Below are 20,310 nucleotides of genomic sequence, written 5' to 3'. Positions count from 1 at the left end.
AAAAATTATCGAGTACCCAAAGGAGACTTAAAGAATTATAATGGTGTAATAGTGCCAAGACCGATCTACAGAGGAGAAGATATGTCGACAGTAGCGATAATACGCTGTGATGATTATCAGGGCGATAAGGTGCAGGCTGCCGTAAACCGAGGCCTGGATTTGTTGGGCGGGGTGGAACAATTTGCCCGCCCCGGGGAGAGAATCCTCTTGAAACCCAATCTGCTGGCGGCTGACCCTCCCGAACGATGTGTCACTACTCATCCGGCGGTGTTCGCGGCAGTTGCCCAGGCCTTCCAAAGGCAGGGAGCCCAGCTCACCTACGGAGACTCTCCGGGTATTGGCGAAATGGCCAGGGCCGCCAAAAAATCAGGATTGGCCATGGTCGCTGATAAAATGGGCATCGAAACTGGAAATTTTGAGGTAGGTGAGCGCCTCATCTTTGAGGCAGGAGTTCAGCACAAATCTTTTGTCATCGCTCAGGCTGCTGCACACAGCCAGGGCATAATCAGCCTTCCTAAGCTGAAAGCGCATGCCCTCACCACCCTGACCGGCGCCATAAAAAACCAATTCGGCTGCATTCCCGGTCTTCTCAAAGGGGAATACCATGCCAAACTCACCGAAATGACACAATTCGTAACCATGCTGGTGGACCTGACCCGGTTGGTAGCACCACGCCTGTTTGTAATGGATGCTATCATGGCCATGGAAGGCAATGGGCCCCGTAACGGCAAGCCACGAAAGATCGGAGCGTTACTGTTAAGCACTGATCCGGTCGCAATCGATGCTACTGCGGCCAGGATGGTGGGCGTGGTGCCGGAGACTGTGGAGATGATCCGCACCGGCCAAAAGTTGGGTCTGGGAGTCATGGATAAACAGGGCATCACCCTCCTGGGAGATGCTATGACCCCATTGGTGGCAGCCGACTTCGAGCTGGCCCATGCCCGCAGAATCATGCAGATGGCTAACCACCGCCTGCGTAATGCGGTGGTAGAAAGACCCGAAATCCAAGAGAACTCCTGCATTCGTTGCGGGATTTGTGTGCAGGTCTGTCCGGTGTCCCCCAAAGCCCTGCAGTGGCAGCAGGAGGACTCCGAGAATGATCGCCAGGTTCCGCCCGTCTATAATTATGACTGCTGCATTCGCTGTTACTGCTGTCAGGAATTGTGCCCGGAAGGCGCCATCGTTTTGCGTATTCCGGTTTTGGGGCAGGCATTTAATTACCTAAAACCACCGGTGTTATAATATTATATTGTAAATAAGCCAGCAGGAGGTTGTTGTGTTAATCAGAGAAGCAAAACTGTCTGATGCGGCTGGAATTGCCCGAGTCAATGTGGATACCTGGAACAGCACCTATCATGGGATCCTGCCTCCGCATCAGCTCGCTCTGGTGACGGTTCCTGACCGGGTCCGTTATGCTAGAGAAGTTATCAGTTCTCCTGACAAGGGCATAGTGGTAGCCGAAACCGAAAATGGTAGGATAGTTGGATTTTCGGCCTTCGGCCCGGAACGGGTAGGCAATCTGCCCTTCAAAGGGGAACTGTATGTAATATATGTTCTAAAAGCCTTCCAGCGCAAAGGCATCGGCACCCGCCTGGTGGCTGCAGCCCGAAATCGTTTGATGGAAATGGGGATACACTCTTTGATGGTGTGGGCCTTGCATGATAATCCCTACCAGCGCTTTTATCAGAGTCTGGGAGGCGCCATAGTATATACCCGGACCCTGGAGATCGAAGGCTTCAAAACCTTGGAACGCGCTTACGGCTGGTGGGATACGGCTGCAATATTTCAGGAAGAAATGTACCGCAATCACATGCTATAGACAACATGGTACAACAATTTTCCACTATAGTATAATTTTCACAAGCGAAGAGTTTTCGATCAATTACCGGCTCGTTCAGTTATAATTAGACTAATCATCTATTAAGCCCTCTAAAGCATCGGATAACACATTTCGCAACAGGTATACTGCCTGGCTTAAGGTTGAAAGACACAATATTATGGTAAGTATTGCGTGGAGGTGATCTAGGCTTGTCAGAATGGCCCTTAGACTTTGAAGAGATTGCCGAGGTATTGAACGGGCTTATTGAAAGCTGGTACATGTTCTATGTGATCGTGGATAAAGCGGGCTTTATCAGAAACATCAACCAGACTTTGCTAGATGTTCTGCAACTACGTAAAGAAGATGTACTGGGAAGATATATTCTGGATGTCATCCCTGAATGTCAGTTGCCGAGGGTTTTAAAAACCGGACGGGTGGTAAGCGCCGACATATGTTCCATAAACGGCCAGGAGACTATTGTTACTGCTCTGCCCATTGTACACAAGGGAGAGGTGGTAGGGGCCTTATCCCGCAGCCTGTTCCTCGATATGTCCGGGGCCCAGGCCATAATGAAACGCCTCCAACAGACCGAACATGAATTTTCTGTAATCCTGGATACACTCTTTGAAAACCCTCATATCGGGTTCGTGATGGTGGATAAGGATGGCCTTATAACCCGCATCAATTCCCCTTTCCTGAAATTGCTCGGCGATTTACCCAAAGAAGCCGCTCTAAACCACTATATCCTGGATATCATCCCTAATTCAGAGCTGCCGGAGGTGCTCCGCACCGGGCGCATCGATAATGCCAAACTCTGGCATATCAATGGCCAGGAAACCCTGGTTACCCGCATGCCTATCAGAATGGATGGAGAAATAACTGGCGCCATCGCTCACTATTTCGTTCTGGACATGTCCGGTGCTCAGATATTGATGAATATGTTGGAAGAAAGCGAACAACGATTTGTGACGGTTATCAACGGATTGATCGAGAGCCCCTACCTGGCGTATGTGATCGTTGATAAGAACGCCACGATAACCTTCATGAACCAAACTTATCTCGATACCCTGGGAAAAAAGCGCTCCGACGTAATAGGCAAGCACATCCTGGAGATCACTCCCCAGTCTAAACTACCGGAAGTCTTGAAAACCGGCAAAGTTTATCAGGCGGACTACTGGGCCGTTAATGGCCGTGAGATGGTAGTCAACCGCCAGCCTATTGTGAGAAACGGTGAGATAATCGGGGCTATAGGACATAGTGTGGCTTTGGATATGTCCGGGGCTAAGATCATGAGCCGCAAGCTGGAGCAGATCGAAAAGGAATTGAACATTTATAAGAACGAGGTTTGGTCGATGTACCGCACCCGCTGGCAGTTTGCCGACCTGGTCGGTGACAGTGCCGAATTCTCATTGACCAAAGACATGGCCCGCCAATTCGCAGCTACTTCATCCACTCTATTGATCACCGGTGAAAGCGGTACCGGCAAGGAAATGTTCGCCCAGTCCATCCATGATGCCAGCAGCCGTTCCTTTGGGCCGTTTATTCGCATAAATTGCGCCGCTCTGCCAGAAAACCTTTTGGAATCCGAACTTTTTGGTTATGAGGAAGGTGCTTTCACCGGGGCTAAGAAAGGCGGCAAGCCTGGAAAGTTTGAGTTGGCTAAAGGGGGCACACTGTTTTTAGACGAAATCGGTGATATGCCCCTTACCATGCAGACCAAATTGCTTTCGGTTTTGCAGGAAAGGGTGGTAGAAAGGGTGGGCGGCACCACTCCGATTGCGATCAATGCCCGCATTATAGCGGCCACCAATCGTGATCTGGAGGAGTTGGTGGCCAGGCGTGAGTTTCGTGAGGACCTTTATTATCGTTTGAATGTGGTAAGGCTGCGGATACCTCCCTTGCGCAAGCGCCTCGGGGATCTGCCTATGCTGGTAGACGATCTGCTCAATCGTATAAACCGCAATTTGGAGACTAATGTTGCCGATATCTCTGTTCAAGCATTGCAACTCCTGCAGGGTTATTCCTGGCCGGGAAATGTACGCGAATTGGAAAATTTGCTGGAGCGGGCCGTAAATTTGGCCAGCATGGAGACCTGCAACCGTTTAGAACCTGCACATTTTCCTTCTCTATCCCCGCGAGATGCTGTTCCATTTGTCATTCCGCAGCAATTGGAACAGGGGCTTACCCAAACTGTGGAAATGATAGAAAAAGAGATCATTGCCCGCACCCTGAATAAAACCGGCGGCAATCGATCCAAAACCGCCAAGATCCTGGGCATTCACAGCTCAGCCCTATACCGCAAACTTGATAAATACGGACTTAACCGATGACTGATCTATCACCACATCGATATAAAAGTAAGGCGACCTACTGAAGAAATGATTCCAGATAAAATGGTGCGCCAAGTTTCTCCTGTTTTGGAAGACTACCTCCTTGCCCCTCAAATCCCCAAAACACCGAATATCGCATTAAGCGATCAATGCCTCAATGTTTTACCCTTTCCCAGAATAGGATAAAATAGCGGTTCTTAAGTCGCGGCCAAACATGTTTTCTCAGCTTATAAAGCCCGTTATTCCGGGAATTGTCCCCTATCGGGTTTCTTTGGCATGCTTATTGCTCTATTGATCTGAAAAGGATTAGGAGGAGGAAAATGCATGTCAGCAATCAATGAAATTGTAATGGTCAGCGCCTGCCGCACCCCCATTGGAGACTTCCTGGGATCACTAAAATCGGTCAGAGCCAACGAGTTATCGGTGATCACTGCGACTGAAGCCATCAGGCGGGCCGGCCTCGACTCTAAAATGATCGACGAAATAGTAATGGGGATGTGCCTGCATCACGGCAATGGTTCCCTGCCTCCCCGGCAGGTGGCTATGGCTATAGGTATGGACCCTCGTTCCGGATCGACCATGCTCAGTCAGAATTGCGCCTCAGGCATGAGGGCTGTAGAGGTGGCGGCATACAGCCTGGCCCTGGGCAAGACCGAAATCGCTCTGGTAGTAGGCACAGAGAGTATGAGCAACATCCCCTATATTCTGCAACAGGGGCGCAGCGGATTTCGCATGGGGGATAGCAAAGCCCAGGATGCCATGTTATCAGATGGCTTGATATGCGCTTTAGCAGGTGGCCATATGGGCCTGACCGCAGAGATTGTGGCCGAAAAATACGGCATTACCAGGGCTGAATGTGATGAACTGGCGGTCTTAAGCCACAAGCGGGCTGCGCAGGCCATAGCCGAAGGGCGTTTTAAGAGGGAAATTGTTCCTGTAAATATCAAGACCAAAAAAGGCAGTATCAGCTTCGAAAATGACGAGCATCCTATTAACGGAGCCAGTTTGGAGACCATGAGCAAGCTGCCCCCGGCGTTTAAAAAAGATGGGGTGGTGACTGCAGCCAATGCCTCCGGTATTAATGACGGATCGGCGGCAGCTATTTTCATGACCAAACAGAAGGCTGAAGAGCTGGGTATCAAACCATTGATGAAGTTGATCAACGTCTGCACCGAAGGGGTGGAAGCCAAGGTCATGGGGCTGGGTCCCGCGGTAGCCATACCCAAATGCCTTAAACAGGCGGAAATGGCGTATGACGACGTGGAGTACTGGGAAATCAATGAAGCCTTCGCGGCACAGTTCATCGGGGTTGAGCGTATGATTCAGGAGGATTTTGGATTGAAGATCGATCTAGAAAAGACCAACCACAACGGCTCTGGAATCGCCCTGGGACATCCGGTGGGATGCACCGCGCTCAGGATAATTGTCAGCCTTTATTATGAAATGGAAAGATTGAGCCTCACCGTTGGGGGAGCTTCCCTGTGCGTGGGTGGCGGCCCGGCCATGGCCTCGCTGTGGACCAGGGATATATAAATGGCAAGGCCTGTGATTACCAGATTACCCAATTAACCCTTAACCATATACCTCTCCTCTTTTTTGGTATACGGGTGGCGGTTGTGCAAGCTGCCGCCACCCGGCTCGGCTTTTTATACTGGATTGCTGTTCTTGATCGAGAATAGCAGCCTGGGAACGGAGGGAATTTCAAAATGTCAGCTAATTTTGCTTATCAAAATACCCGTGACTTTGAATTCATTCTACAGGAATGGCTGCCTACCGAGCAGATATTCAATTATCCAAGATTTGCGGCCTATTATTCCAAAGATGAGGTCAAGACCTTTTTAGCACCGATTCTGAAAATGTGCAAAGAAGTCATAGAACCTACAAATACTGATGGCGAGAAAAACCCGGTGCGGTTTGAAAACGGTCAGGTCAAAACCCCGCCCAGCTTCGGGCCTCTATTTGCCAAACTGCAGGGAGAAGGCTGGGGTACCAGCAATATTGACGAATCTGAAGATGCTATGGTTATGCCCCATATCTTGCATGCCATGGTTTGGGAAATGTTTAATGCAGCAAATCCTACCTTTGGGCCGTACATCATCCTCACCAGCGGCGCGGCCGGCTTGATCCAGAGTTTTGGCAGCCGTCGGTTAAAAGATATGTTTTTACCCAAACTGATGGACGGAACCTGGTCGGGAACCATGTGCTTAACTGAACCCAGCGCAGGCTCTGATGTGGGCGATATCCTGTCTCGGGCTTATCCCACCGAAACCCCGGAGATTTTCAAGATAAAAGGGCAGAAGATATTCATAACCGGCGGGGACAATGATTTCACCGAGAATATTATTCATCTCTATCTGGCCCGAGTAGAAGGCGCCCGACCCGGAACTGCAGGCATATCTTTGTTTGTCGTACCCAAGTACTGGGTTAATGATGATGGCAGTTTTTCTGGCAATGACGTACAGACTACCGGGGTGGAGCACAAATTGGGACAGGCCGGTTCGGTTACCGCCGCCCTCAGTTTCGGAGAGAATGACGCATGCCGGGGCTGGCTCTTAGGAGTCAATCCCCTGGAAAACGAAGGCAAGGGGCAGGGCATGGCCATGATGTTTCAGATGATGAATATGGCTCGCATGGAGACCGGGCACCTGGCCTTGTCCTGCATCGCTAACGCCTTTTATAACGCCCGCGATTATTGCCGCGAGCGTATTCAGGGGCGCTTACTGACCGACCCCAAATCCGGCCGGGTACCCATTATGAAGCATGAAGACATCAAACGTACCTTGTTGATGGGCAAAGCCCATGTTGAGGTGATGCGCGCCATGCTTTATAAGACCTATTTCGCCTTTGACGTGCGCGCCCATGACCCCGATCCTGCCCGGCGTGAGAAGGCCAATGATCTGATTGAAGTGACCACCCCATTATGCAAGGCCTACCCCAGTGATGAAGGCTGGTGGCTGTGTGGAGAAGCCATACAGGCCTATGGCGGCTACGGCTATTGCGAGGAATACCCGGTGGCGCAGATCGCCCGCGACATCAAGATCTATTCCATCTGGGAGGGAACCAATTACATTCAGGCTCTAGACTTGGTGGGGCGCAAGATGACTATGAAGAAAGGCAGCGTTTTTACGGCCTTTATTGAAAATATTGCAGAATTCTGCTCCGCCCCGCGAAATGAGGGGCAATTTACCCGGGAATTCGCCAATCTAGAAAAGGCATTAACTGCTTACCGACAGATGCAGAAAATATTGCTGAAGCTTGCCAGCAATCAGCAAATGAATCTGGTTGCAGTGTATGCCCGGCGAATTCTTACAGCTACTGCCCAGCTATACGGGGCCTATCTTATTCTTGACCAGGCTTGCCTGGCCCAAAAGCGTCTCGGGGAATTGCCAGCTGATCATTATGATCGGGCCTTTTATCAAGGCAAAGTGGAAGCGGCCCGGTATTATCTGCTCAATGTTGTTCCCAATGTATGGCTGATCGCTGAGTTATTGGCCAGTGAAGATACTTCAGTTGTGGATATTCCCAGTGAGTCTTTTAATTATTAAAGTGGCAGCCCATATTCCCTACACCTAACCGAGTTTGAGCCAGTCCGGGGTAGCTCGGGCTGGCTCAGATCCCCTTTTTGCATCCGGTCTCCTCTTTTAAGAGACATCCTCTCAAATTGGGATGAACCTGCAAATGCTGACCTTTCCAGGTGTTGCCCGAGAAATATTGAAAAGGCCATTCGGAATAGGTGAGATACGGCTTACTGGCGCCCTTGATATCGAGGCGGGAAGCCACCGGTAACACTAAAGGAACCCGTAATATAGGCCTTTGGGCAGATTGCCCGGTGTCTGGCACGATTATTGAATAGGTCCCAATACAGACCCAGTTCATTATTAGGAGGTGATAAAAGGGCTTTAACGCAAAACGCAATCTGTAGAAAGATTAACAACGATTTATGCAAGGAGGAAGAAATAAATGGAATTAAACAAAATCGCGGTAATGGGTGCTGGCACGATGGGACAAGGCATTGCCTGGGCTCTGGCTGCTGCAGGGAAAGAAGTGATACTGTTTGACATTTATCCAGAATACTGTGATCGGGCTATCAAGGCCATCGGCAAGAGCCTGGCCAAACAGGAAGAAAAGGGCAAGGTGCCGGCCGGCACTGCTGAAGCTATTACTGCCAAGATCGAGCCCAGCGGTGAATTTGAAAAGCTTGCTGAAGCAGATTTTATTATAGAATGCGTTTTTGAAAAAATGGAGATCAAAAAGGATGTCTACACTCGCCTGGACGCCATCCTCAAGCCCGACATCATTATAGCCACCAATACTTCATCACTTTCCATTACCGAAATCGCTGCGATAACCAAACGCTCCGCCAAGGTTATCGGTATGCACTTTTTCAATCCTGCCAATGTGATGAAACTGATAGAAGTGATTCCCGCCGCCCAGACCTCCCAGGAAACCATCGATATCGTAATGGAATTATCCAAGGCTATAGGCAAGACCCCGGTTCTAGTCAAGGAAGGGCCAGGATTTGTGGTCAACCGTATTCTGGTGCCAAGCATAAATGAAGCAGCCTTCATCCTAAATGAAGGCCTGGCCAGCGCCGAGGATATTGACACCGCTATGAAACTAGGCGCCGGTTGGCCTATGGGTCCTTTGACCCTGAGCGACCTGGTAGGTGCAGATATCGCCCTGGCGGTGTTGGAGACACTGCACGCGGAGACCGGTGATCAGAAATACCGTCCCGCTGCGCCCCTGAAACAAATGGTGCGCGCTGGCTGGCTGGGGATGAAGACCGGCAAAGGCTTCTATGATTACAGCAAAAAATAGCCTCGGCTTGGGTGAGTGATAAGGGGGGATAATCGTGTCATTTGAAAACCTGATCTTAGAGAGGGAGAAGGACATCGCCATTTTGTATATCAACCGGCCCAAATACCTGAACGCCCTCAATGCTCAGACACTGGAAGAGATCTCCCAGGCGGTGGACGAGGTCAGCCGTGACCCTGAAGCTAAGGTGCTGATAATTACTGGTGCAGGCGAGAAAGCGTTCGTAGCAGGTGCCGACATCAATTTCATGCTGCCTCTTTCCCCTGCGGAAGGAAGATATTTTTCCGATATGGGGGAAAAGGTTTTTCGCAAACTGGAACTCATGGAAAAGCCGGTGATCGCAGCGATCAATGGCTTCGCCCTGGGAGGCGGGTGTGAGCTGGCCATGGCCTGCGATATTCGTCTGGCTGCAGAAAACGCTCTGTTCGGGCAACCTGAGGTGGGGTTGGGCATAATCCCAGGATTCGGCGGCACGCAGCGGCTGCCCCGACTGGTCGGGGAAGGCCGGGCTAAAGAGTTAACTTATACCGCTGACAACATTAAAGCAGATGAAGCCTACCGTATCGGGCTGGTAAACCATGTCTATCCGGCCGAGGAATTGATGGATCAAGCCAAAAAGATGGCCAGCCGGATCGCTGCTAAAGCCCCACTGGCAGTAGGATACGCTAAATTCGCCATCGGCAAAGGCATGCAGGTGGATATTGATACCGCCATGAGTATCGAATCCGACATGTTCGGGATGTGCTGTGCAACTGAGGATAAGAACGAAGGTCTGGGGGCTTTTGTGGAAAAACGCAAACCACAGTTTAAGAACAGATGATTGAGGGGAAGGCCTACTGAATGTATAATTGAGGAGGTTTGTAATTTGCAGGAAATCGTATTGGTAAGTGCATGCAGGACTGCTATAGGTGCGTTTATGGGCAGCTTGAAAGATGTGCAGGCCAAAGAACTGGCCATCGCCGCCGGTAAAGCAGCTATTGAGAGGTCTGGCATTGATATATCCCTGGTCAAAGAATTATGCATGGGGCAGGTCTATCCACACGGGCAGGGCTCATTGCCGGCACGCCAGGTGGCTATGGGCATTGGTCTGCCCTTTGACAGCACTGCTGTCAATGTGAACCAGAACTGTGCTTCGGGGATGCGCGCCCTGGAGGTAGCGGCCCGTAACATACAGGTAGGGTCCAATGATGCAGCCCTGGTCATCGGGGCGGAGAGCATGACCAACGCCCCTTATATGGCGTTGAAAGGGCGTATGGGATACCGCATGGGTCCAGGTAAATTAGAAGATGTTATGATCCATGACGGTTTGTTTGACAGCATGATACCCGGGCACATGGGTATTAGCGCCGAGAATGTTGCTGAGAAATATGGCATCACCCGCGAAGAGTGTGATCAACTGGCCTTGATGAGCCATCAGCGGGCTACTCGGGCCAGGGATGACGGTACCTTTGAACGAGAAATCGTTCCCTTCGAGATTAAAACCAAAAAAGGCAGCACATTCTACGCCACTGACGAGCATATGATACCTGATGCCAGCCTGGAAAAGATGGCCAAGCTGCCGCCGGCCTTCAAAAAGGGCGGGGTGGTTACCGCTGCTAATGCCTCGGGCATAAATGATGCCGCCGCCGCGGTAGTGCTCATGTCCAAAGACAGAGCCATGGAATTGGGGATTAAACCGTTGATGAAACTGATCAATGTCTGCCATGCCGGTGTGGCCCCGGAAGTCATGGGATTGGGCCCGGCTCTGGCCATTCCCCGCTGCTTGCAACAGGCTGGTCTTAAATTCGAAGATATTGACTACTGGGAAATCAATGAGGCCTTCGCCGCACAGTTTTTGGGAGTTGGACGCATGCTCAAGGAAGACTTCGGCTTAGAGCTGGATATGAATAAATGCAACCTCAACGGCTCCGGAATTGCCCTGGGACATCCGGTAGGGTGTACTGCGCTGCGCATCGTTGTCAGCCTGTATTACCAGATGGAGAAGATGGGCGCTACCCTGGGCGGAGCTTCTCTGTGCGTGGGAGGCGGCCCGGCCATGTGTTCACTATGGAGCCGCGAGATCTAGTTGTAATCGGTCGGCCGTGCCCATAAACCGGGTCGGCAGCATTAAGGAGGTAGAAAAGTGGATTTTAGATTAACTGAAGAGCAAGAGATGATGAAACGCATGGCGCACGATTTCTCAGCCAATGAGATCGCACCTTTCGCCAGTGAATGGGATCATAACCACATATATCCCCAAGATTGTCTTGACAAAATGCAGGAATTGGGGTTTATGGCTATAGGCGTACCTGCTGAATACGGTGGCCCGGGACTCGACCATGTTACTCAGAATATAGTAGCTGAAGAAATCTGTTGGGGAGATGCCGGTGTTGGCACCATCATGGTAGCCAGCTCCCTATTGGCCACCGACCCCATTCATGTGGCCGCCAATGAAGAACAGAAGAAGGAGTGGTTTGGGCGTATAGTAGACGGAGAACTGGGGGCCTTCTGTTTAACCGAGCCTGGCGCAGGTTCAGATGCGGCTGGAATCTCCACCCGATGCACCAAGGTTGGTGATGAGTACATACTGAACGGCTCCAAGCAATTCATCAGCAACGGTGGCACCGCAGGGATGTACACAGTACTGGCCACACTGGACAAGAAAATGGGTACCAAAGGCATGTGCTGTTTCATGGTGGATCGCAATACCCCAGGCATCACGGTAGGCAAGGTAGAAGACAAACTGGGCATCAGGACCTCCAACACCACGGAGGTGATTTTTGAGGATGTCAAAGTACCGGCCAAGAATCTAATCGGTAAAGAAGGCCAGGGCTTCTATATTATTATGAAGACCTTGGATATATCCCGGGCCAGTATCGCCGCCATGGCTACGGGGGTGGCCCAGCGCTGCTTGGACGAGTCGCTGGCTTATTCAAAGCTGCGCACTCAGTTTGGCAAACCTATTTCTAGTTTCCAGGCCATTCAGTTCAAGCTGGCTGACATGGCTATGCGCGTGCAAGCCTCACGTTTGCTTTACTACGAGGCCTCTTCTTTGCAGGATATGGATGTGCCCCGTTTCAGTAAGGCGGCTTCTCTAGCCAAGGCTTTTGCCGGAGATGCCGCCATGCTGAACGCCATAGAAGCTGTGCAGGTGTTTGGCGGATATGGCTATACTCGTGAATACCCGGTGGAAAAACTGATGCGTGACGCCAAGATATTCCAAATTTATGAAGGTACCGGCGAGGTGCAGAGACTGGTTATTGCCGGTGATCTCTTAAGAGGATAATGTTTGTAGCGGGGCATTTGAGGTGCCAGACACCCGCCCCGTTCTAATCAGCCCAACAAAAAGAAGAGGAGGAGGAGACTTACATGAGTTTTGCGGAGGAATATCAACGGAAACTGGTTAGCGCAGATGAAGCTGTTAAAGTTGTCAAATCTGGAGACAAGGTTCAGTATGGAGAATTTATGATGAATTCTCATGTGCTGGATGCCGCCCTGGCCAAGCGTAAAGACGAATTGTTCGATGTCAAGGTGAGCACCGTGGTATGTCCATTCCCGGCGCAGATCGCACAGGTGGACCCGACAATGGAACACTTCACCTTCACCGACCTGCATTTCAGCGGGGCCAGCCGCAAATTGCACGATAAAGGATTGTGCTACTATACCCCCCTGACCTATCATTACACCCCGGAATGGTACAAACGCGGCTATGTTGACGTTGATGTAGCCATGATCAAAGTAGGCCCCATGGATAAATTCGGCTATTTCAGTCTGGGCACCTCCCATTCCATAACTTCGGCAACCACCCGGGTGGCTAAGAAAATCATTGTAGAGGTGTGCAATGCGGTTCCCCGCACTTTTGGAGGCCATTACGAAACCATCCACATCTCTAAAGTGGATTACATTGTCGAAGGTGACCATCGGCCCTTGATACAACTTCCTACCATTCCTGTAACTGATGTGGATAACAAAGTGGCCGAGATCATTGTTAACGAGATCCCTGACGGAGGCTGCATACAGCTGGGCATTGGGGCCATGCCTAATGCTATCGGCTCATTGATAGCCGAATCGGACATCAAGGATCTGGGAGTGCACACTGAAATGCTGGTTGACTCCTATGTCGACATGCATCAGGCGGGACGCATAACCGGCAAGCGCAAACAAATTGACCGGGAAAAGATGGTCTTCACCTTTGCTATGGGAACTAACAAACTGTATGACTTCTTGGATAACAACGCTGAATGCGCCATGTATCCGGTGGACTACACCAACAACCCCTGGGTCATCGGTCAAAACGACAATGTTATGGCTATCAACAACGCTATCGAGATTGACCTGTATGGGCAGGTCTGTTCCGAATCCTCCGGCATCAGGCATATAACTGGGACCGGAGGGCAGCTAGACTTCATTATGGGCTCTTTCAAATCTAAAGGCGGCAAAGGCTTCATTTGCCTCAGTTCCACGGTTACTGGAAAAGACGGCGAACTCATCTCCCGAGTGGTTCCCACTCTGCCCACCGGGGCCATCGTCACCGTGCCGCGCACTATCGTCACCTATGTGGTCACTGAATACGGAATTGTCAATCTGCAGGGCAAATCCACCTATGAGCGGGCGGAAGCACTCATCAATATCGCCCATCCGCAGTTCAGGGATGACTTGGTCAAACAGGCCAATGATATGGGCATCTGGCACCGCAGCAACAAAATTGTGTAAGCGGAACGGATGCTGACGTACTAAACCAGCTGCAAAATCAGTCGTACATTTTGACATCAATGGGTAATCACCTGCAGGGAGGCCTTCCAGTTATAGCGCTGGCAGGCCTTCTAATTTTTTATAGGGAGTGCTTAGACGACAATCCAGTTACGGTATAATTAATACAGCACCATCAACCTGGAAAGTGGGGGATAAATATGGCCATACCGATCACCGAAGGCGTGTTCTGGCTGGGGGTAAAGGATCCGGAGCTGAGGCATTTCGATATAGTTATGACCACCGATGTAGGTACTACATATAACGCTTATCTGGTCAAGGGTGACAAGTCAGCCGCCTTAATTGATACTGTGAAAGAACCATTTTTCGATGAATACCTCAGTTCGCTGCGTGAAGTCGTTGACCTTGAACAGATTAAATACCTGATTATCAACCATACCGAACCTGACCATTCCGGCGCCGTGGAGAGACTGTTGGATGTAATGCCCCATTTGACTGTGGTAGCTAGTGGCACCGCTCTGGAGTTTCTGAGTGAAATCTGTGCCCGGCCTTTCGACTGCCAGGCCATTCACAAGGGCTTTAGAATCGATCTGGGGGGTAAAACCCTGACTTTCCTAAGCGCCCTGCTCTTGCACTGGCCGGATAATATATTCACCTACCTGAGAGAGGACAAGATACTGTTCAGCGGGGATTGCTTTGGCAGCCATTTCACCGCTGATAAACTCTTCAATGACGAGATTAAGGCTGACTTATTATTACCAGCTTTTAAATACTATTATCAGGGCATCATGGCGCCGTTCCGCAGCTATGTGGAAAGGGCCATGGACCGTTTGCAGCGTGTCGACATTGACATCATCTGTCCCGGGCACGGACCTGTATTGAGGTTCAATCCTCGTCAATATATCGAACTTTACCGCCAATGGGCGGTTCCACCTACAGCTTTGCATAAAAAAGTGGTGATCGCTTATGCCAGTGCCTACGGGTACACCAAAATGCTGGGTGAGAGCATTGCAGCAGGAATACTGGAGCAAGGTGACCTAACCGTTAAATGGTTCGACCTGGTGGAAAAGGCCCCTGAAGAGGTGGTTGCTGAATTGGAGGGTGCCCAGGGGCTTTTGATTGGCACCCCCACATTGAATAAGGATGCCGTTCTACCGGTTTGGCAGCTTTTGGCCCACCTTTCCCCGGTGACTCACGGGGGGATGATCGCCGCTGCTTTTGGCTCCTACGGCTGGAGTGGGGAAGGGGTTCCTCATGTCGAATCCCGCTTGCGTATGCTGCGTATGCACCTCCTGCCAGGGTTAAGGGTGCGTCTTAAGCCTACCCCGGAGCAATTGGAGGCCGCCCGCGCCCTGGGCCGGAGTTTTGCCGCAGCCCTGCAGGGGGAATTGGGCCAGGCGCAGACCGACCTGCATTACCAAATACAAATCAATCCCCATTACGGCTCTCATAAGGCAGCCGAAGATTACCCCAGGACCTACCAGAATGAAGATATCGTCATTTACTGGGATCCGGCCATGTGCACCCATGATACCAATTGTTTCCATACTCTGGGAACCGTCTTTAACCCGGCTCGCCGCCCCTGGGTCAACATAGACGGTGATGCCCCGCAGAAGATAATCAAGGCTATCGATCGCTGCCCATCGGGGGCATTAAAATACGGGTTTCCGGACGGATCGCGGCTGAAGGGAAAAATAGCTGCAGGCCCCGGCTTTATTGGCGGATAATTCGAGCTGTAGCTTCATCTGGAGATTGAGCCGCTGTCTTGGCTTTTTCTCGGTATATTTAAGCTGTGAGGGGATTGTAGAAACCTATTATCAGCTGAAACCTCAGCCGTTGCAGCAACTTTATTTTAGTGCCTGGGTTCGTCAAGGAGGGCTCCTGAATATGCTAGTAGTGACGGAATCTAGCATAGGAGGGAGGATAATAATGAAAATAGGGATTGATCCCGGTCACGGTGGTGAAGACCCAGGTGCAATGGGTGCGTACGGAACCCGGGAGAAAGATGTTAACTTGGCCATAGCTCAGCGGGTTGAATTTCTCCTCAAGCGGATGGGAATCGAGACCGTTATGACCCGCACTGATGACAGTTCAAAAAGCCTGATGACCAGATCCAACCTGCTCAATGGTGCCAAAGTCGATTATGTCATAAGTATACACTGTAATTCTTCTAATAATCCCAGGCCCAATTATATAAGTACATTTGTGCAGGCCTCGGGCGGAGAGGCTGAGCAGTTAGCGGAAAAGGTTCAAGCCCGGATGGTTCAAACCACCGGGTGGCCAGACGGTGGAGTCAGGGTACAGAACCTGCACATGACCCGGGAGACCATGATGCCGGCTGTTCTTTGTGAATGCGGCTTCATCAGCAACCCGGCACAGGAGGTTATTTTAAAGAGCAGTGAAGGTCAGGCTCGCCTGGCCCGGTCGATAGTTGATGGATTAAACGATTTTGTGGATAGACCGGTGGAGAATCCAGTAGTGGAGCAATGGAAACTCAATATCATGGATAGAGCTGCCCAAAACGGTTTGGTAACCTCCCCACATGAGCCCGATGATGCTGCCTCCAAGTGGTTTGTCCTGCAGGTGGCCTTAAATCTTTTGGATGCAGTAGTGAAAAAGTAGGGGCGGGGCTCTGCTCCGCCCGCCGCAGTAGGGGCGGGGCTCTGCTCCGCCCGCAGATGACATAATGGCATTATAAAAGCCCCCTTTTAGGAGGCTTTTATTACTTACGGTAACATTATGGAAAACATCAGCATCCTACCGCCATTGCAGTGATATTAGTATTGGTGATCGACGCTGACTCGATCTGGTTGGAATTTACATTGACTATCTCCACCACATAAGTGCAGCAAGCAGGGCAGGTCTGGCGCTCACACCATGAAAAATTAAACGATTCGCGGAAATCGACCTGCAGACCATAGCCGATAGCTAATGCGGGGGCCGTAGCAGGGACATAATTATCCAGGTGGACCGATTTCTGATAATTCCAGGTAGCTAAGGGGATTCTGTCACCAGCGCAGACTTTGCTCAATTGGAAGTCGACAGACAATAAGAGGCCGCTGTTGGCATACTGCTGTTGATTGATCAAAAAGTTGATTATTCCAGAAAAATCTATTTTAACGGCCGGGTCAACCATATTGGAGGTGTCCAAAGTGACAGTTCCGGCTGTCAGTCTGGGCGGGCCGATGCCGGCAACCTGCCAGATGGGAATTCCGCTGACCGGCAAACTCAGACCGGAGGCATTGCCGCAGGCCAGCTTAATCTTTTTCTTGTGGTCCTCAGCATCATCATCTGGTTTGATATGGGAATAGTCCGGGTCAGGCTGAAGAGGCTCTGCATAATAGGGTTTCTTAACTTTGGGCAATTTCTTTACCTCCTTTAAAAGCAAAATTTAACAACTTACCGCCAGTGCACTGAGGCTGACATTGGTAATGGAGGCACATTGCACGTTATAGGTTTGGAAATCGGCCACCTCTACAATATAGGTGCAGCAGTCCGGGCAGTCCTGGCATTCGCACCAGGTGAACCCAAAGCTTTCGCGGAAATCAATCTCAACGCCGCCATTGACCTGGGTGTTCACTTGTACGCCATCCTCTACAGCCCCTTGTATGAATCCAAAAGACACTGCCTTTTGATAAGTCCAGGTGCCGAGCGGGATTTTATCGCCATCGCAAATCTTTTTGAGGGTGAACAGAAGAGAAATAAAGACCCCGCCCAGGTTGACTTCAGCCAAAAAATTGACCACACTGGAGAAGTCAATTTTCACGGATGGTTTTTCCATATCCCTGGTATCCAGGGTAACGATTCCCACTACCAGTTCGGACTGAGGGGCGCCAATCAATACAGGTACACCCGAATTGGAGGGTAAGGCCACTCCAGAGCCGGTGCCACAGGAGAGTACTACTTCTTGTTTGACCGGGTGTTTATCATGATGGTCTTTTTCATGTGAGACTTTAAATTTGGACATAATTGTATCTACCTCCCAATATTAATTAAATTCTAGGAAATAGGCGGGGAGCTTAACCTACAGCCAGGGCGCTGATGCTGACATTGGTCAGTGAGGCCGAGGCGATACCAAATGAATTCACATTGCTGATCTCGACTACATAAGTGCAGCAGCCCGGGCATTCTTGACATTCACACCACGAGAAATTAAAAGGCTCCCTAAAATCGACTTCAATCCCGAAGCCACCGTTCGACTGCACCCCTGGAAGACCTCCGCCCGCGTTGATCGACTTATGATAAGTCCAGGTACCGAGTGGCACTTTGTTGCCATCGCAGATTTTGATAAGGTGGAAATCGATGGAAATCAAAACCCCTGCTTGGTAAGCACTAATGTCGATGATAAAATTTACAATACTGGAAAAGTCGATCTTTACAGTTGGATCAACCAATTTAGACGTATCCAGACTTACGCTGCCTGCTATCAGGGACGGGAAACTGCACGGTGCACCTGGTGTTGCAGATAATAATACCCCGCCAAACACTGGCAGAGACAGGCCGGAGCCATTCCCGCAAGCAAACTTGATCTTATTTTTATGGTGCCGCTGGGGCTTTGGATTAGGCCTCGGTTCTGGAGGGCAGCAGAAATCTTCATGATCTTTAACCGATTGGGTGTATTCAGGATCAGCGGAACAGGGGATAGCATGACGCGGCGTTTTGAATTCAGCCACTAATATTACCTCCTAACTTAAAGATTGGATTTGTATACACTTTTTTGGAATAAAACATGAATCTGCCAGTTCTACCGTTAATGTATTCATAATTACACCGAGTTGTTACCGAGATAGCATGGTGTATAAAACTGTCATAAGGATTTTTGAATAATTATTAAATAATTTGTAAAAATAATATACGACAAGTATTTGATTATCTTGGAATAATCAGTTAAACTGATTTTAGCCCTATACCCATGCGGATGAACGAACCTTCTCGATTGCTTCAACTTAGGGGAGTAACAGATGATAGGCGCTTCCCTTGGTAGGGCAACAAATCAAGGAGGTTTTTTTTAATGTATTCTGACAAAACTCTGAACTGTAAGGATTGTGGTCGTGATTTTGACTTCACTGCTTCCGAGCAGGAATTCTACGCACAGAAAGGGTTCACCAATGAGCCCGGCCGGTGTCCCGAATGTCGTGCTGCCCGCAAGTCCCAGATGGGTGGAAACCGTGGCGGCGGATATGGTCAGTCAGACCGCCAGATGTACGCTGCAGTATGCGCCACCTGCGGCAAAGACACTACCTTACCGTTCAAGCCCAGCGGAGACAGACCGGTTTATTGCAGAGACTGCTACAAACCGGCACCGCGCAGAAATAGCTGGTAAGCCGAACTACTGCAAGCTCCCCGGAACTCTCCGGGGAGCTTTTTTCTGGGAGGAGTGTTAAGCATGGTGAATCAAAACAGCAAAAAGGCAAGACCATCTGTTGATGAATGGTTGAAAGAAGCCAAAGCGCATCCCAAGGCAGCCCAGGCGGGAATGTTTTTAGTCCATAACGGGGTGGTGCGGGAGACGCCCAAAGCCCAGGTGCGCCAAGGAATGGATGATGGTTCCGTTGTATTGGGAATGGAATTTACCTACGATGCAGCCCAGGTTGAGGTGGTGATTGCTGAAACCTATGCCATGGAAGGTATCTTCTTCGTAAAGGTATGGCTTAATGAAGGCCATCTTGAGGTCGGCGACGACATAATGTATGTTCTGATTGGTGGCGATATCAGGCCCCATGTTATCGAGGCCTTGCAATTTCTGGTCGGCAAAATCAAAAACGAATGTGTCACTGAGATTGAGAATAAGCAGTCATTGTAAAGGTTATCTTGATAAACCGTAAAAGCTTCATATGATGGCAGGTGGGCCAGGACAACCGGCCTAAGAGGTATCAGAGCGGAGGTGGTTACTGAGCGGCTCTGGATTACTTTTAGGCCTGGAATGCACTATAATATTCCGGGTAACCCAAGAACAGCGGTAAAAACGTAGTGGAGATGTAAGCTGGGAGGAACGTCAGCACCGCCCTCATAACTACGATAAGTGCAAGGCCATCGACCACTGGATGGTCCTCTATGATGCAAGCTTCTGAATTAGAGCGGCGCAAGATGCGGACAGATAGTCAGAAACGCGTAAGAGCGGTATGCTATTGATAAAGGCGAGGTGGAATCGATATGATCTATAAGACCGGCATTCTGATAATGAGTGACAAAGGCAGCCGGGGAGAACGCGAAGACAAAAGCGGCAAACAGATCGAGACCATGCTGGGAAATCAGTTCTCAGTGGAATATTATGCTATGATCCCCGACGAAAAAACTATTATTGGAGAGCGTTTGCAAATGTTGTGTGATGAGATGAGGCTGGATTTGGTCTTGACTTCTGGAGGAACCGGGTTTGCCCCCCGCGATGTGACTCCTGAAGCCACTATGGAAGTGATCGAGAAACCAGTTCCCGGCATTTCTGAAGCTATCCGCGCCATCGGCATGGAGAAGACACCCAAAGCCATGCTCAGCCGCGGTGTGGCTGGCATTAGGGGCAAGACTTTGATAATCAATATGCCCGGAAGTGTCAAAGGGGTGAGGGAATCCCTGGAAGCCGTTCTGCCGGTCTTGCCTCATGGATTGGACACCTTGAAGGGCGACTCCTCAGAGTGCGGACAGGAGTAGAAAACTAAACAA

At 50.2% G+C, this 20,310-nt stretch carries 18 protein-coding genes; 15 read left to right on the top strand and 3 right to left on the bottom strand.

All coding sequences use genetic code 11. The annotated features are described in order from the left end of the window. Window positions 1-81 precede the first annotated feature (81 nt). From AC15IQ_RS00150 to AC15IQ_RS00095, 12 genes are all read left to right on the top strand, one after another. On the top strand, window positions 82-1,242 hold the full coding sequence (locus tag AC15IQ_RS00150; protein ID WP_483176579.1) for a DUF362 domain-containing protein: 1,161 nt from the start codon (window positions 82-84) through the stop codon (window positions 1,240-1,242). Between the two features lie 34 nt (window positions 1,243-1,276). Further along, the gene (locus tag AC15IQ_RS00145) at window positions 1,277-1,819 is read left to right on the top strand and encodes a GNAT family N-acetyltransferase (protein WP_483176578.1); all 543 of its coding nucleotides are present in this window, start codon (window positions 1,277-1,279) and stop codon (window positions 1,817-1,819) included. Between the two features lie 209 nt (window positions 1,820-2,028). Continuing rightward, window positions 2,029-4,149 (top strand): sigma 54-interacting transcriptional regulator, encoded by a 2,121-nt coding sequence (locus AC15IQ_RS00140; RefSeq protein ID WP_483176577.1) that lies wholly within the window; start codon window positions 2,029-2,031, stop codon window positions 4,147-4,149. Between the two features lie 324 nt (window positions 4,150-4,473). Next, window positions 4,474-5,682: a thiolase family protein gene (locus AC15IQ_RS00135; RefSeq protein ID WP_483176576.1), complete on the top strand. Its 1,209-nt coding sequence runs from the start codon at window positions 4,474-4,476 to the stop codon at window positions 5,680-5,682. A gap of 173 nt (window positions 5,683-5,855) precedes the next feature. After that, window positions 5,856-7,694 (top strand): acyl-CoA dehydrogenase, encoded by a 1,839-nt coding sequence (locus tag AC15IQ_RS00130; RefSeq protein WP_483176575.1) that lies wholly within the window; start codon window positions 5,856-5,858, stop codon window positions 7,692-7,694. Between the two features lie 415 nt (window positions 7,695-8,109). Further along, window positions 8,110-8,967, top strand: a complete 858-nt coding sequence (locus AC15IQ_RS00125; protein ID WP_483176574.1) for a 3-hydroxyacyl-CoA dehydrogenase family protein — start codon at window positions 8,110-8,112, stop codon at window positions 8,965-8,967. Between the two features lie 34 nt (window positions 8,968-9,001). Then, the gene (locus AC15IQ_RS00120; RefSeq protein ID WP_483176573.1) at window positions 9,002-9,784 is read left to right on the top strand and encodes a short-chain-enoyl-CoA hydratase; all 783 of its coding nucleotides are present in this window, start codon (window positions 9,002-9,004) and stop codon (window positions 9,782-9,784) included. Window positions 9,785-9,829: 45 nt separating this feature from the next. Continuing rightward, window positions 9,830-11,029 (top strand): thiolase family protein, encoded by a 1,200-nt coding sequence (locus AC15IQ_RS00115; protein WP_483176572.1) that lies wholly within the window; start codon window positions 9,830-9,832, stop codon window positions 11,027-11,029. Window positions 11,030-11,086: 57 nt separating this feature from the next. Continuing rightward, on the top strand, window positions 11,087-12,229 hold the full coding sequence (locus AC15IQ_RS00110) for an acyl-CoA dehydrogenase family protein (RefSeq protein ID WP_483176571.1): 1,143 nt from the start codon (window positions 11,087-11,089) through the stop codon (window positions 12,227-12,229). An 83-nt stretch (window positions 12,230-12,312) separates the two neighbouring features. Then, on the top strand, window positions 12,313-13,656 hold the full coding sequence (locus AC15IQ_RS00105; protein WP_483176570.1) for an acetyl-CoA hydrolase/transferase family protein: 1,344 nt from the start codon (window positions 12,313-12,315) through the stop codon (window positions 13,654-13,656). A gap of 197 nt (window positions 13,657-13,853) precedes the next feature. Next, window positions 13,854-15,380: an oxygen-binding di-iron domain-containing protein gene (locus AC15IQ_RS00100; protein ID WP_483176569.1), complete on the top strand. Its 1,527-nt coding sequence runs from the start codon at window positions 13,854-13,856 to the stop codon at window positions 15,378-15,380. A gap of 202 nt (window positions 15,381-15,582) precedes the next feature. Then, window positions 15,583-16,275, top strand: a complete 693-nt coding sequence (locus tag AC15IQ_RS00095) for an N-acetylmuramoyl-L-alanine amidase (protein WP_483176568.1) — start codon at window positions 15,583-15,585, stop codon at window positions 16,273-16,275. Between the two features lie 127 nt (window positions 16,276-16,402). On the opposite strand, the gene AC15IQ_RS00090 is transcribed toward AC15IQ_RS00095, so the two are convergent. Genes AC15IQ_RS00090 through AC15IQ_RS00080 form a run of 3 tightly spaced genes read right to left on the bottom strand, consistent with a single transcriptional unit; the run spans window position 16,403 to window position 18,326 of the window. Continuing rightward, window positions 16,403-17,017 (bottom strand): DUF4489 domain-containing protein, encoded by a 615-nt coding sequence (locus tag AC15IQ_RS00090; protein WP_483176567.1) that lies wholly within the window; start codon window positions 17,015-17,017, stop codon window positions 16,403-16,405. A gap of 27 nt (window positions 17,018-17,044) precedes the next feature. Then, window positions 17,045-17,620 (bottom strand): DUF4489 domain-containing protein, encoded by a 576-nt coding sequence (locus tag AC15IQ_RS00085; protein ID WP_483176565.1) that lies wholly within the window; start codon window positions 17,618-17,620, stop codon window positions 17,045-17,047. Between the two features lie 52 nt (window positions 17,621-17,672). After that, a complete protein-coding gene (locus AC15IQ_RS00080; RefSeq protein ID WP_483176564.1) occupies window positions 17,673-18,326 on the bottom strand; it encodes a DUF4489 domain-containing protein in 654 nt (217 codons plus the stop codon). Window positions 18,327-18,664: 338 nt separating this feature from the next. On the opposite strand from AC15IQ_RS00080, the gene AC15IQ_RS00075 reads away from it, so the two are divergent. The 3 genes from AC15IQ_RS00075 to AC15IQ_RS00065 all read left to right on the top strand — a co-directional run bounded on the left by AC15IQ_RS00075 (window position 18,665) and on the right by AC15IQ_RS00065 (window position 20,298). After that, the gene (locus AC15IQ_RS00075) at window positions 18,665-18,976 is read left to right on the top strand and encodes a zinc-ribbon domain containing protein (RefSeq protein WP_483176563.1); all 312 of its coding nucleotides are present in this window, start codon (window positions 18,665-18,667) and stop codon (window positions 18,974-18,976) included. Window positions 18,977-19,039: 63 nt separating this feature from the next. Then, window positions 19,040-19,456, top strand: a complete 417-nt coding sequence (locus tag AC15IQ_RS00070) for a molybdenum cofactor biosynthesis protein MoaE (protein ID WP_483176562.1) — start codon at window positions 19,040-19,042, stop codon at window positions 19,454-19,456. A 353-nt stretch (window positions 19,457-19,809) separates the two neighbouring features. Next, a complete protein-coding gene (locus AC15IQ_RS00065; protein WP_483177708.1) occupies window positions 19,810-20,298 on the top strand; it encodes a MogA/MoaB family molybdenum cofactor biosynthesis protein in 489 nt (162 codons plus the stop codon). Window positions 20,299-20,310: the final 12 nt, after the last annotated feature.

It is taken from the genome of Syntrophomonas sp. DTU019 (genome assembly GCA_913757435.1).
Taxonomy (GTDB): Bacteria; Bacillota; Syntrophomonadia; order Syntrophomonadales; family Syntrophomonadaceae; genus DTU019.
The sequence above is the reverse complement of the archived record's forward strand: the minus strand, read 5'-3'. Positions and strand labels throughout refer to the sequence as shown.